13 protein-coding genes are annotated in these 15261 nt (G+C 37.0%); all 13 read right to left on the bottom strand.

Annotated elements, in window-relative coordinates; genetic code table 11:
• Nucleotides 1–6: 6 nt before the first annotated feature.
• Nucleotides 7–987, bottom strand: a complete 981-nt coding sequence (locus BPR_RS02350; protein ID WP_013279861.1) for a glycosyltransferase family 2 protein — start codon at nt 985–987, stop codon at nt 7–9.
• A gap of 63 nt (nt 988–1050) precedes the next feature.
• A complete protein-coding gene (locus tag BPR_RS19485) occupies nt 1051–2175 on the bottom strand; it encodes a glycosyltransferase family 4 protein (RefSeq protein ID WP_013279860.1) in 1125 nt (374 codons plus the stop codon).
• Nucleotides 2176–2245: 70 nt separating this feature from the next.
• Nucleotides 2246–3208 (bottom strand): glycosyltransferase family 2 protein, encoded by a 963-nt coding sequence (locus tag BPR_RS02340; protein WP_013279859.1) that lies wholly within the window; start codon nt 3206–3208, stop codon nt 2246–2248.
• Nucleotides 3209–3214: 6 nt separating this feature from the next.
• Nucleotides 3215–3916 (bottom strand): PIG-L deacetylase family protein, encoded by a 702-nt coding sequence (locus tag BPR_RS02335; RefSeq protein ID WP_013279858.1) that lies wholly within the window; start codon nt 3914–3916, stop codon nt 3215–3217.
• A 59-nt stretch (nt 3917–3975) separates the two neighbouring features.
• Complete coding sequence (locus BPR_RS02330) at nt 3976–6438, bottom strand: CotH kinase family protein (RefSeq protein WP_013279857.1); 2463 nt, start codon at nt 6436–6438, stop codon at nt 3976–3978.
• A complete protein-coding gene (locus BPR_RS02325) occupies nt 6439–7116 on the bottom strand; it encodes a DUF4956 domain-containing protein (protein WP_013279856.1) in 678 nt (225 codons plus the stop codon).
• 2 nt (nt 7117–7118) lie between these two features.
• A complete protein-coding gene (locus BPR_RS02320; RefSeq protein ID WP_013279855.1) occupies nt 7119–7814 on the bottom strand; it encodes a polyphosphate polymerase domain-containing protein in 696 nt (231 codons plus the stop codon).
• Between the two features lie 25 nt (nt 7815–7839).
• A complete protein-coding gene (locus tag BPR_RS02315) occupies nt 7840–9384 on the bottom strand; it encodes a glucosyltransferase domain-containing protein (RefSeq protein WP_013279854.1) in 1545 nt (514 codons plus the stop codon).
• A 12-nt stretch (nt 9385–9396) separates the two neighbouring features.
• Entirely contained in the window at nt 9397–11298 is a 1902-nt protein-coding gene (locus BPR_RS02310; protein ID WP_042256392.1) for a hypothetical protein, read from the bottom strand.
• Nucleotides 11276–12232 (bottom strand): glycosyltransferase family 8 protein, encoded by a 957-nt coding sequence (locus BPR_RS02305; protein ID WP_013279852.1) that lies wholly within the window; start codon nt 12230–12232, stop codon nt 11276–11278. Before BPR_RS02305 ends, BPR_RS02310 begins: the two co-directional genes overlap by 23 nt.
• A 16-nt stretch (nt 12233–12248) precedes the next feature.
• Nucleotides 12249–13787 carry a glucosyltransferase domain-containing protein gene (locus tag BPR_RS02300; protein ID WP_013279851.1) on the bottom strand — a complete coding sequence of 513 codons (1539 nt, stop codon included), beginning with the start codon at nt 13785–13787 and terminating at the stop codon, nt 12249–12251.
• Between the two features lie 97 nt (nt 13788–13884).
• Nucleotides 13885–14832: a glycosyltransferase family 8 protein gene (locus BPR_RS02295; RefSeq protein WP_013279850.1), complete on the bottom strand. Its 948-nt coding sequence runs from the start codon at nt 14830–14832 to the stop codon at nt 13885–13887.
• 9 nt (nt 14833–14841) lie between these two features.
• Nucleotides 14842–15261, bottom strand: a complete 420-nt coding sequence (locus tag BPR_RS02290) for a hypothetical protein (RefSeq protein ID WP_013279849.1) — start codon at nt 15259–15261, stop codon at nt 14842–14844.

Here is a 15261-nt window from a genome sequence, read left to right as displayed (position 1 = left end):
TATCAGCTATTTCATATATAATTTAACCATCATCATTTTCAATCTGGTCTTTAATTTAGAACCACCATTCTCCTGAGAAAAGATAGCTTGAAGCGTTTCTCTCTTATCCATCAGGAATAGTTCATCCCACTTAAACTTATGCCAGAAGCCACATTTAAAGCCAGACTTCACATCAAGCTTGATCTGATCTATAACCTGACTCAGCATACGTGCAGATGCATAGTAATCACCTTCCGCCACGAGGCCGTTTTCATGGGCCATTCCTCTGATATTTCCAAGAGTAGTCCTATAATTACCCATTTTCTCGTCATTAATAGTATGTATTACAGAACCTGACATCTGATAATAATTATATAGCTTATCAGACACATAGCTGACAGCTTTACAAGCCGAAATCGCCCTAAACCAAAGGAACATATCAACAAAAGCCTTCTGATCCTCAGGATATCTGATTTCACCATCTATCAAAATGCTCCTTCTAACAAGCTTATTCCAGGAAAAGCCTTCAATCTTAACCTTTGTGAGGAAGTCCTTCTGGGCTTCTATAGAACTAACTCTAACCCTCTCAAGTTCTGGTTCGCTCCATCCCAGCTTCTGGCCCTGCTCATCCACATAATTAAAAGAGCAGCAGGCAAGATCAGAGTCATCAACGCAGATTGCGCCATACATCTTTTCCATAAAATCTGGATACATGTAGTCGTCACAGTCCATAAAGGTGATAAATACGCCTGTAGCAGCCTCAAGTCCCCTGTTTCTGGAATGAGCATGTCCAACATTTTTCTTGTGGATAACCTTAACTCTCTCATCAACCTCAGCATATTCATCCAGTATTCCAGGTGTTGAATCCGTTGAACCATCATCCACCAGAATCACCTCAAGATTACTGTAACTCTGAGCAAGGATACTATCCACGCATCTTCTTATGTACTTTTCAGCATTGTAAATCGGCACTACCACCGAAATCAGCTCATTTCTAGTTTTTTCCATACATCACTATCCAAATTATTCTCGACACTTTATACACGATTCTTTTTCATATTTAGCATCGATTTATATCAGCACTTCTAATTCACCGACTGATTTTTCAATGTCAAACTCAGCTGCTCGCTCTATTATCTTTTCGCGATAATCCTCATAAAAATCGGCACTGCATCTCCTCTGCGCTTCCACAATGGCATCAGCCAGAGCACCAACACTACCTGCCTCAAACAAAATCCCCTGCGAATCATCACTCATGATCTCCGGAATTCCACCTATTCTGGATGCAATACATACAAGCCCTTCATTCATTGCCTCAATAACAGAAATTCCAAAGGCCTCAAGACAGGTTGATGGATATACAAATATACCTGCCGCCTTATAATAAACCTCTTTTTCCATTACAACTCCATGGAAAACCACGTTTTGGGAAATTCCAAGATCTGTAGATAGCTTCTCAAGAGATGTCCTTGCATCGCCATCACCCAGTATATCAAGCTGAGTTTTAACTCCCCTGTCCTTCAAAAGAGCCATTGCCCTTAATAAAACTTCCAGGCCCTTTTCCTGAACCACCCTACCAATGTACAGAAGGTGACTACTATCGCGACTCGCATCCTCAGCACCAAGGCTATCTGTTTTTTCTCTGAAAGCACTCTTTGTCACATCTATCCCGTTATATACTACCTTGATTTTTGCTCCATCTATGCCATACTCATCAACATAGGAATCTCTTGCAAATTCAGACACCGCAACAATATGATCAGAATCATTTAAGGTCCTGCCCAGCATAAAATGATGAATTCTGTCCTCAATCCAGTTTCCTGTATAAAACACACCCTCATCAAAAGCGCAGTGGAGATACTTAATAAAGGTCACTTCCAGGAGCTTTTCTCTTTCTGCAAGCCTGATGAGCATCTCATACAGATAATAAATCTTAACACCCTCATGATGCACTACGACCGCATCGTAACCACCCTCAAGAAAAGTCTCCTTAAGGCGACTACGCTTCCCCATAAAACCTTCACTGCTCAGGTCATATGTAGTTATCCCCTTCTCTTTCATCCTGTCAGCAATAATCCCTGCAGAAAAGAGAAAGCAAAACTCATGGCAGTACTCTCCGCGAAGCCCTATCTGCTCGCACAAAACCTCTATTCCTCCGGCGCCTCCGCCACTAAGTAAATGAAGAACTTTCTTCATGCCATTGCCCCTTACTATTTACTACATGCAATGAATTATTCTCACTAAAATAATTAAAGATTACATAACACTACTTTTTCAGAATTCCCTTAAGTCCCGGCATATACCTCGCCATCCAAAGAGAAACCTTCTTCTTGGCACTGATATGCTCCGCTTTCCAGATTTCTTTCAGATTCGCCCTGAGGTCTTGCTCTATCTTATCAATATAGCTATCCTTGTCCTCAACATCTGATTCCTTTAATTTCTTGAGATTCTCTATCTCAGTTGTGCATAAACCAAGCTTGGCCAGCTGATACAGCTCTTTTTCCCCAAGATCCTTGAAAAACTCACATCTCTCCTGCCTTGCATACACCGCATCTAGGTGATTCAGGCTATAGCCAGAATGTGTGATGCTTCCTTTTCTCTTGGACCTATAGTAATAAACTATCTTATCTGTAAGCGCCACTTGACCGGCATTCCAGTACAGCTTATATACCAGGTACTCATCCTCGTGAATATGACCAAGTGGGAACTCCAGCTCATCGAATAAGCTCTTTTCGAACATCTTGGTCATGACAATGCCCCAGCCCATCTTGTACTCACTCATAAGAGTCTTGCACATGTCATAGCCAGAGACCACTCTGCGGTCATCACGGCTGACAAAACCAGCTATATCCTCTTCCTTAAAAAAGTTCTTGGATAAGCCCTGAGCCATTCTCGTGCCATTTTCTGTAATACAGCTATACAACGTAGATACATAGTCAGGTGCTATCATGTCGTCAGAATCGATAAAAGATATATACTTACCCTTAGATGCTCTGATTCCAGCGTTCCTCGCCCCAGAAAGTCCCTGATTTTCCTGATGGATTACCTGAATCCTAGCATTGCGCCCAGCCCATTCATCACACTTAGTACCGGTTCCATCCGTTGCTCCATCATCAACCAAAATAATTTCAATATTCTCATAATTCTGATGACAAATACTGTCTACACATTTGTCTATATAGTCCTCCACATTATAGGAAGGCACTACAATTGATATCAAATCACTCATATCGCTTCACCTAAATCTGACAGCTATGTCTTTACTCCAATGCCTAATAGCATCTTTCACATTAGCACCAAGCCTTGCAATTCCTGATGGCTCCAAATAAAACAATTCAGCATACTGGCATTTCTTATCATAGGTCTCAAGAGCCTTGTAATAATCTCTTGCCTTAATTCTGTCACAATACGGAAGTCGTTCTTCCTGGCTCTTGTAGCAGAGCATCAGCTTTTCTTTCTCATCAATTACATCTGATATATCCAGATAATGAGTCGCATCTGACAATGCTCCCCACATCTCATATTGTAGTATCGTGACACCCTTTTTGAGTGTCTTGGATTTCCTCAACGCACGCAGTACACAGCTATGATCACCATGTTTGTCCTTCCTGTTAGGAACAAAAATATAATCATACTTAGAATAATCAAAATTGGTTATCTGTCCAAGGTTCTCAGAAACTCTCCTATTGGCAATTCCAAATTCAGCTACAATTGTAGCACCAGCCATCTTCATAGCAGTTCGGAATTCTTCTCGTCTTACCCGAAGGGTTCTGTCCTTGGTCCAATTGGGATTCCCAGTCTCGCCGTAGGCCAGAAGCACAACATCGCATTGTCCCTTGTATATCGATAAAACTCCTCCACAGCCATAGGTCTCATCATCCGGGTGTGGTGCTATGACTAATATTTTATTGTTTGAACCAATCTGTAATTTTATCATTTTGTTTTTCTATATCTCCACATGTTACAGATCTTACTCTGGCATCAACGTCTGATTCATTAGTTCACGTCTATCCTCGCAATGAGTATCTGATCTTTTTCAAGCGTCATAGATAATTCAGGTTCTTCAGATATAATATTTCCAGTTTCATCTGCCCAACCAATGAATCTATATCCACTTACCGGCTCACATTTTAGAGTTATCGGATAATCCGAATAATATTTCCACGTCAAACCATGTTCAACATTCGAAATAGTATTTAGTGAAACGCTGCAATGCTCCGGGTCTGAAATATATAAAGTCAACTCATGAAGATCCCCATTCAATTGAAGCTCAGTCTTCAAGTATTCTACTATATATTGATATCGTTCTCTAAAAAAATCATCTATAACCTGAACATCTGCATCAAACAAAGTCTCATCGTATACACCATCATACATTTCATCTATAGAATAATCTGGAGCTTTATACTGTCCTCTGAATCTATTCTGAGATGCAATTACCCCATATCTATACTCATTTGCCATTTCTGTAATAATTTCAGACACTTTCTCATACCTAAAATTATTATTAGCCAAATCCATAAATGTTGTAACAAATCTCTGTTTAAATCCTTCATTCTGTATGAGCGCTCCAAAAAAAGGATCTCCATATTCACCTAAAGGTGTTACTGACCAATGACCGTCTATAAAGGAATTGGTATGAGCCTGAGATAGATTTACAACCATTCCTGCCGAATCATCAGTATCATAAATCAAATATCTCCACTTACAATCTCCATATTCACCTTTTTCAGGAACAATCGTCCGCCAGTGTGAATAGTTATTACCTATGGAATCGCAATTAGCAACATATATTTCAAATGCCATATAATCAATATAACTTTGAATATCAATATGACTTTCTATGTATTTATAATTGTCATCATTTTTTAAATCATTTTTTTGTGCATACTCCTGCAATTCAGAATATGAGTCTATAGCATCCCCTATAATATTAGATGTGCCATTTTTTATAATAGCTATGTTATTGTAATCAACATCATAATTCTCGGCCACATAACTGCTTCCAATATTCTCCTGGAGATTATATAATCCCCAATACTCGCCATTAATAAATACCACACAAGGCATTCCCTTCTGCGTACCTATTAGCCTATCCTCAACCAATCTCTGATTAAGTACATCTCTCATCTTGGTATAATAGGTATCTCTATATCCTCCAGACCTCAGCATCAATTTATTATATGACCTGCCAAAGAAATCATATAGAAATGAATCATTCCCATCATATTCTTCTCTAGCATATAAATTAAAACTTTTTTGATTAAAGGATGTAGACCAACCTCCATGAATACGTATACCTATCCTCTGATCAAAAACATATTCATGATTACTATTAAAATATTCTATATTGGCTAATCTTTCCCAGCCCCTATCTTCTTGAGAATAATTCATATGCGCATTGAGCACCATAAATGGCAAATCAGACACGTCATATTTAGCTGCATATACGTCGTATACACTACCTTTTACATAAATTCCATTATAATGATCAAAAAGCGCAGCTGGATCTACTGTAATTTCCATTACAGGCAACTCTCTATATGCCAATTTATCACTAAGACCGACAAAATATGTATGTGATATCGTTTGACTTCTCACACCATTTTTAATCACAACAGCTTTGACTACTGTGCCTTTATCTACCGGAGTCTCAGGAAGATAATCATTATTAATCGATATCTGTCCAATACTAGCATATATATTTTCCTCTTCGGATCTATTATCGATTAAAATGCTTCCTGTATACTCTTTTGAGTTTTCATCTGGCTCACTTCCGTCAGTCGTATAGTAGATTTTTCCAGACTTACAACCTAGTTTTAGATAAAAAGGCTCTGAATACCACCCACTCTCAACTGAGAATCTCGGATTAATAGAAGAATCTATTCTATATTCTTCATAAGATTCCAGTACTTGATATGGAGACGGATTCATAACGCTAAATTTTTCATAATCGTCCTTTAAACATGCATATACTTTCCCATCAGGAATGTGCTGAGGAATCCCTACATAATCCACAACTTCATTGTCTTTAGACAAAATGACTTTCTCTCCGCCACTTAACGCAAAAAAAGTCTGATATACATCTCGACTAACATAACTATCTCGGCAAGTTTCATAATCTCCGCTTGGGGCGCTCCATACAATAATTGCTTCTCCAGGTCTTATGGATATATTGTCCAACTCGCATTTCCGAATATTGCTAGCATCATCGGATAAATAATATCCACTTAAGTCCATTTCTTCACTTGAGCTATTATACAACTCTATGTAATCTGCTCCATATCTTCCACAATCATCATGTGCATTTACATCATTTTTTATACATACTTCTGTTATGTGTAAATAATTATCTGCCTTCTCAGGTATTCGTGCGCCAAAGGCAGCAACCACAAACAAAAAGATGGTGAACACGAAAATAACAATGTACAATGAAGCCTTATGAAAATCCTTCTTCATTTAAAAAGTCACCTCTCCATCATGTGACAGCAACGAAACGGTTGAAACTCCAGAAATAGAATTCAAAGCATTTACAAGTGATTTTCCATCATTTGTTCTTAATTCATAAATAAGATTCATATTCCCGTCATTAACTCGCCTTGTCTTCTCTTCAAATATCTTAGTATTGCTTCGTATAGCATTCTGAATACTGTCGTCAACTTCGATAGAATCTGTAGCGTTAATAACAAGAATCTTTGGAGCCTTCGCAACTGGAATCTTATTGAGCGCTACAACGAGTACAGTAACAAGAATTGACAGCGCTATCGCTATCTCTACTAGTCCAGCTCCACAAATAATACCTACACTTATGGACCAGAATAAAAATACCAGGTCCATTGGGTCTTTAATAGCCGTCCTGAATCTAACAATAGACAACGCACCAACCATACCAAGTGAAATAACTACACTAGACTGGATTGCCAAAATTATAGCAGAAGTAATAATAGCCATGGCTACCAAAGAAATATTGAAATTCTTAGAGTAAAACGTTTTTCTAGTCAAAACCCTATAGCAAAAGAATATATATATTCCCAATAGACCTGTAAAAAGAAGAACTATAATAATCTGAGCAGTTGTAAGCTGCGTTCCGGAATATCCTTCCAAAAAAGATTTCTTAAAAATATCTGAAAAAGTCATTGTTATACCATTCCTTCCATTTTTCTACATAAATAATATTTTGAAAAAGTTTGCTGTCGCATATTCTTTAACTGTACAGCCCTAAATATTTCATCCGGCAAAAATTCATCGTATTTTACTTCTAGTAATTGTTTTTTTCCTTCCTGAATCGGCCTCAGACTGAGCTCTTTACTAAAAAAGTTATTGTAATCCTTTGAAGAAGAAATATTACAATCCATTGTTATACGAACATTTCCTTCCTTACAAACATACGGATACCTTACATACTGAACTATAACAGCTGGTTCAAAAAGCTTAGTACTTCTAAAAAGTTTAAAACGATTAAATACTTGTCTATCATCAAAATCTAATAACAATTTCCCAGCTATTATATCTTCGAACTCCTTTTTAGTTATCTCATCACTCTTCTTATTAATCTTTCCACGCTCTTTTCTTTTACACTCAAGAAGAATTCGACTATCATCATTATTATAAATTCGAATCCTCCACTTTTCTCTCGGGTCCACACCTGATTCATTGCCATAATATGAGCTGTTGTAATAATCATCAAAGTACAAACTTCTTATTATGTAATATCCTCCATTAGCATGCTTATCCGGATCAGCCACTGTAGAAACTCGAATCCTAATCTGCTCTAATTCCGCTTCAGAACAGATATATTTAATCTCATGCCGATAAACTTCAATATTCCCTTCCATCCACTTATATCTCTTCTTTCTGTGACTAGAAATTCACCACCAATGTATCATTAATCACCTTGATAGAACCGTCGTCAGGATAGTGTGGCATTTCTTTTACTTCATCCATTTCCGCAAACTCATTAGCATCAACTCTTTCCGGTGCAAATCCACACCACTGCCACATGAACGATTTCCAAGAATAACAATTTACATATCCATATACATCGTAATATGGTTCAAGAACAATATCCGCCAAATGCCTATTGTCTCCTGTATTCAACATTGCATCCTGTATCTGACCTTCATTTACATATGCAACTGGCATATCTTGCCTATAGCCATCAGTTTCCTTGATCTGTGTTATCAATGTATTAAAATAAGAAATCGCTTCAGACTGCACATATGTCGCCTTCAGATAACACCTGTTATCCACGCGGCTAAACATCAGTACCAAAAGCACGGATATTACAACGGTTGCCCATGACAAACCTTTTCCAATAAGATCATTATCTATTTTTGAATGTTCTATCAGCCATATAAAAAAGATAAATGGAAATAACGCACCATAAACCATCAGTGAATAAACCTGAGATTTATCTACCATAACAAAAATAAGATTAGTACTAAGCGGTAAAAGCATCAGTAATATACCACATATACAAGCTCTAACCTTACTTTTTTTGAACACGTTCATAATTATTCCAACGCATAACAGCCCCCCAACAAATAACACAAGTCTATATATATTTACTATATTTCCCAAATACATATAATATCCAGCGCCCTCTGTTGGTGTGAAAAATTCATTATATGCAAATAATAATCTGTTCAAATACTCACTTACAGAAATTGATCCGACTGAAGAAATTCCTCTATAAGAAGTCAGCACTTCGCCTGTGATAATCAGTGAAATCTTCATTACAATAAAATATAACGCCATAAACAAAACGCATCCCAAAGCCGTTTTACCAAGCTTTTTCCACACGTTTAATAGATTATCATCAGTATCTATTTGTCCCAATAAATAAATCAACATTATTGTTGTTATCACAGGCAGATAGGCTTGATACATACCAATAGACGCGCAAATAAGTAATACCCCGATAATAAAATGAATCCGCTTATCTTTTCTTACAAGAAAAAAAGCCCCTAATGCCCCTATAAAAAGAGAAAACATATAATGTGGAGCAACGTACATATATGCAAACGTACAAGTTACAACTGGAAACGAAACCATCAGACTTGCTACTACTGTGCACAGAAACAAATCCTTAATTTCAAGCATTTCAACAATAACGCAAGTCGTAGCTGCTATAAAAAACATGGCCATCGCCCCATTAAAGGTCGGCATACTATATCGTTCAGCACCAAAAAGCCAAAATTCCAGTTTGCCTACCAGTGCAAGCATCCATCTTCCAAGATGATATGAATTCTTAAAACCATCATATGTTACCGGATCATCAAGAACAGAATACTTGTTAAAAAGCCCCATCCCTTGCGCCAATAATCCACAAAGAAAAGTACTCAAAAACACTACTTTATATCTAGTATCTATTTTTCGAACTAACTCACGAAAATCAATATTCATAAAAACCTCTTGCTATTCAACTACTGTGGTACGAATAAGACCATCCTCATTCTCAACCTTATATAATTTACCCGGAGCTATCACATTTTCTGATTCGAATGCATCTTCATATAAGTCCTTAAAACTTTCATCATACGAAAAGAAATAAATATATTCATGCTCTGTAATCTCATCAACAAATTCATCTATGGGAATTTGTTTGCTCCATACATCCTCATCATACAACTGTGTACCATAGACATTAGATGTAAACTGTATATCTGGACAGTAAAACGACAATCTGCCTGCCTCCAAATCTGCTAAAGAAGTAATAAACATAAGATCTGCTCCTTCCGGCAATGAACCATTCAGATAATCAATATGTCCCTCATTCCATATTTCGTCACCCGTTAATACTCCTGGCAATAACTGATCAGCGCCAAAGAGAACTACAATGTTCTCTACAAGTATGGCTGCAACAAGAGCTGGAATGAATCTGGCTCTGGAAACAGTATAGCGAATAATAACCATAGCCATAATTAATAGAGTAGTCAGCACAAACGTTGACATATATCTACTATAGCTTGCCAACCCAGCTGCCTCATATTCCGAAAACATTACCATATACATAAAGTACATTACTATTGCATAATATGCGCCTACCAGTAATATCCATAGTGAAATAAGCTTGAGTTTACTCTTATTTTCTCTGTCATCTTGTAGAAGCATTAGAAGAAAAACTATTGCTGATGCTCCTAATATAATCCATATGTAAGACAACTTTCCTATAAGTCCATCTGTAGCAAGAGCTCTTAAATATTCTCGGTCTACAACTGCCTGATAAGCAATATTACCATTATGTGTAATAACATCAACTATTTTCTTCAAACTGATAGAACTATACCCCTGAACAGCACTCCCGCCTATATTATACTTATCTAAATAGAACCCATATAATCCATAAGGAACAATAGACAGCACAACAGCTATTATTGTTCCAAGCCAAATATTAATTCTAGAAATAGATTTAGAAGAATACTTATGGTGATAAATTGTATATAAAAGGAAAAGGACAGGAACAAATGCAACCGCAGTAAGCTTACACATTATCATATTGCAAAGAGACAATCCAAACACAAAAAGACTATAATTAGAAAACTCCTCTGAAACAACAATCCATACGCAGTAGAATACAAATACACCAAGGATAAGATCCTGGTAAATTGTATGATAGAAAGGCACTTTAGAAAACAATGGTATTCCAAAAACAATAACAGAATTAACTATAAGTTTTACAATCTTATCCCATGAATTCCTATACTTTTTTTCTTCAATCCTACAAGCAACAGGCATAATCATAGCGGCTTGAAGCATTTGTATTCCTCTATACGAATTAGCCTCACTAAACTTTAATGACAAAATACACCATAGTGCTTCAAAAAGAGATACTCCCGGCACATAGTCTTTGTGTTCAAACCTATGTTCAGAAATGCAAAATAAGGCATCATTCTGATAAGATTCTCTTACAAACCATCCCCAATGGGAAAATTCATCCCACATATTGTAATGTTTACCAACATTCAAAATAAAAATAACGCCGTACATAATAATAAACATTATGACGGCCCACTCTATAGTACCTTTTTCATTCAAATATACTTTTTTTATAGCATCAAATGACTTCTCTCTAACCAATTTAGCAAAAATCGTCATAGAAGAACATATAACGCCAAGCATTATTCCAACAGATAATTTTTCTACTACTATCCCAGAAACTATCATCAATATAATCTGGATAAAAAAAGCTGGTGCCAGAGAGTCAATAAGCTTCCTCTTGAAAGCCATGCTATAAGCCGTTCCAACTAAAATACAGTATAAAAAAGGCAATAATATTTTTATTACAAACATAACCTCAATTCCAGTCTCCCTCAACATAATGTACGCTCCTAAACACGCCAAGGCTCTCACGTACCCAATCCTTAAATACATAGTAAATACCTTTGATTCCAGACTTCTCAACCTGTTCCCCAAGGTAATCCCAGTAACTCTTTCTCTTAAGTGGCATATCCTTGCATGGCGACTTCTTGTAATACTCAAGCCATACATCGTCATAGAGGAAGCATGAATACTTCCATGGCTTGGCTGCTCCATCAAAGTGGATTACAACCGCATCCTCAACGACCTCTTTATGGCTCCTGTAGTTAGTTCCATAGAAGGCATTAAGATCAGCAAGCTTGTAATACATTCTCTCATACACTAGCTTTCTGATTGGAAGATCAAACTTGATTGGCATCTTCTTAAAGCCAGCTCCGAGGTACTCATTAAACGTAGTATTATCCATGGACTTACGATTACCAAGACTTACTCTATAGTCAATCAGCTTCTGAGGAATATCATCCTCTATCATCTTCTTGGAATCATATACATATGCTCCAGTAAGGAACTGTCCTTTTCCACGCACGATATCTACAGTATTCTGAGGGCCGCCAAGATAATAACCTGTCAGATCTTCCATAAAGAACTCTGTCAGATCCTGCATGATAAGTACATCGCCATCAATGTACAAGAGCTTATCATACTCTGTAACAAGCTGTGGAAGATTGAACTTAACAAGAGAAGCCTGAGATACATGTGATACCTGACTGATACTTGCATATGCAGACATATCAGCGTTTCTGAAATGAATGTCTACATTTTTCTCATTTCTAAATGCCTCAAGGCAGCTAAGATCTGCATCTTCACAGTCTACTCCAATGAGGAAGATATCATAAAATGTGTCTTCATTTCTGTTCTCAAGCATTGATGTAATCGCAACACTTGTAGGCATTATAAAATTCTTATCATAAATAAAACAAACTGGAATTACCATTATTCACTCCTATTAATTAAAACTTAACTACAACAACCCCATTTATAACTTTAATCGATCCATCCTTGGGATAATTAGGCATGCTCTCTATTTCACTGGCATTACCAATTTCTGCAGCATCAACCACATTAGGCTTATACCCACACCAGTTCTGCATAAAATCAAGCCACGCATAATTATTTATAGATTCATCAACTGACCAATAAGGTATTAGATTGATGTCATCAAATACACCTCTTCTAACCTTTTCAACTCCACCAAGAGATGCATCATGTATATTCCCCACATTAACAAAAGCTACTGGATACTCGTCATCATATCCTTCAGCACTTTTTATTCTGGTAATCAATGTATTGTAATAGCTGATTGCCTCTTGCTGTGCGTAATTTGCAAGGAAATAACACTTATTATCATATCTGATATACATGACTAAAAGAATGCAACACAACGTAATAAATATTCTGTTAGCATGCACTGAATCTTTGACGTGAATATTCTTATCAAACAGATACGCAACCAGCACAAATGGCATAACGGATGCATACATCATATATGAATGCAAAACATTCACACCAGTCATAACTATAATGAAATTTGTAGCTAATGGAACTAGCGCAAACAGTCCTGCCAACGCAACTGTCAGAATCATGGATTGTTTAGTTTTTCTGTAAATGCAGTACCCTACAAAACAAACGCCAATCATAGCAAAAATGTAGTATAAAACGCGTACATTCGATGGATACATATAAAAATCAGTATCTTTTGATGGCAATATGAACTGTTTATAAGCCACACATACCCTTATAAAGTATTCTGAAATAGAGATATTGCCAACATCATTAACGCCCTTATAATTGGACATCTCTGCCCCAAGAATTCTCAAATATATTTTATTGATAATGAAGTAAACTGCCATAAAGCCAATAATATATACAGGCTTAAGCAATATACTTATGATTGTCTCTTTTTCTGTAGTATGATCCGCAAGGATAACCCTATGTATACAGTGAAAAAGGATAAATGAAAGAATCATCGGAATAAATGCCTGATATATTCCTACAGATATGGCAGCTAACAATATACCGCCCAGTATCCATGTCAGCTTCTCTCCTTCGCACATTAGATATGCACCAAGAATGCCAACCAACAATCCAAACATTATTATATGTGCACCATAAATAAAACCAAATGCTGTAGTAACTGTCGGAAAGCATGCCATTACAGCTCCGATAAAAGCACTAATATAATTACTACTAATATCCAACGCCCTAACTATTATGCATGCAGTTAACGCTATAAACATCAGACTTAACAGCCCGTTATATAATGGCAAGCTGTAATTAGCATCTCCAAAAAAATCCTTCTCAAATCTGCCAATAAAATCCAACGCCCATCGGCCAACATTATAGGTGGATCCTAATCCAAATAATGAGTTAGCATCGTCATGTACTGAGAATTTATTGAACAAGCCCATTCCCTGAGACATAACTCCAACTATGATACACGTCAAAAACGCAACTTTTTCCTGTTTTCTAAGCTTATCTGCAATAGGCATAAACACTCGCTCCCAAATAATAATCAATTATCCATACTTTTTGGCCCATTTTTCAATAATATATCTATTTAGTAACCGTCACTAAAAAAGCCATTTATCACTCCCAAGCTTTTATTTTCTTTTTCTTCCTGTTTCTTCTGTCAGATAAGATCTTAAAAAAACCAGCTAATCCCTGCTCATTGACAGATTTACGCATTTTATCGAATCTGTAGCTCCATATTCCCCTTAACTTAAATTCAACATTTTTGTATGGAGACATCATGTAGTACTTGTACCACTCCTTGGCCCATGGCCTAAAGGTATACCTCCATGGCTTTTCTCCTGATGCATAGTGTATAATAACAGCCTTATCCACCAAGTCCTGAAGACTAGTATAGCTGCTGCCATACAGCTTGTTTATCTTAGCCACATCACTTTCCTGCATAGCAAGAACCCTAGGCGGAATGCAGTTATATCTGATATCCACGTATTTATAATTCTTGCCGGTGGCAATATTATAAGTCTGCTGATCCATTGAAGATCTATCTCCAAGACTACGCCTAATCTCGCGCATCTTGATGTTAAGCTTCTCATCACGAATGCGCTTAGCATTAAACACCATAATACCTGCGTTAACATTGCCTGTTTCTTCAGTAATATTAGCAAGCTCTTTTACACCAGCTGCGTAGCTGTCTCCAAGTTCAACATTGTAAAGCTCACTAAGATCGCCTCTTACAATAATATCACCATCCAGATATAGGAGCTTATCATAGTCAGGAACAAGCTCACTTACATCGAATTTTAGAAGACAAGCTATGGAAATATGCGCAAGCTGCTTGATATCTCTGTACTCATCAAGAGATGCTCTGATCAGATTGACACTTGTCCCAAGGTCATTAAGTTCCTGAATCTTGGCATACGATTCATCGGAGCACTCTGCCATTATGATGTAAATCTCATATTCTGTCTCAGGGGCCTTATTCACTATGAGTGAAGTAATTGCGACACAAGTGGGCATAATGAAGTTGTCATCACTAATTAGTACAACAGGTATTTTTCTATTCATATATATCCTCTATCTGTAAAACAAATCCTCAACAGATATGCTCTTCACTCCTAAATCATTCAGCTTGCCTTGAATTAACTCATATTGAGAAATATCGGTTACTATTACCACCTCAGATCCAATACAGTTTTCCATTTCAGTCACAAACTTATACTCAACGCCTGCTTTATCAAGTTTGGATCTAAGCACAGCTGAAATTGAATTATCTCCAAGAATACAAATATCTTCATCAAGATTAGTGATAGAACTGACAAGCGATTGTCCCTGCTCTTCTGCTACCATCCACTTGCCCATGAACTTGAAAAGCCTCAGATATTTATCATGTTCTTCTCTCTCTATCTCAAGCTTATAATGAGTAGAGCTATAAGCTTTAATCCCAATTATCACCGATAAAGCAACCAGGATACCTAACACTATATATCCAATCAT

The sequence above is a fragment of the Butyrivibrio proteoclasticus B316 genome, assembly GCF_000145035.1.
GTDB lineage: Bacteria > Bacillota > Clostridia > Lachnospirales > Lachnospiraceae > Butyrivibrio > Butyrivibrio proteoclasticus.
Note: the sequence above shows the minus strand (reverse complement) of the source record. Positions and strands in the feature narration are given on the sequence as shown.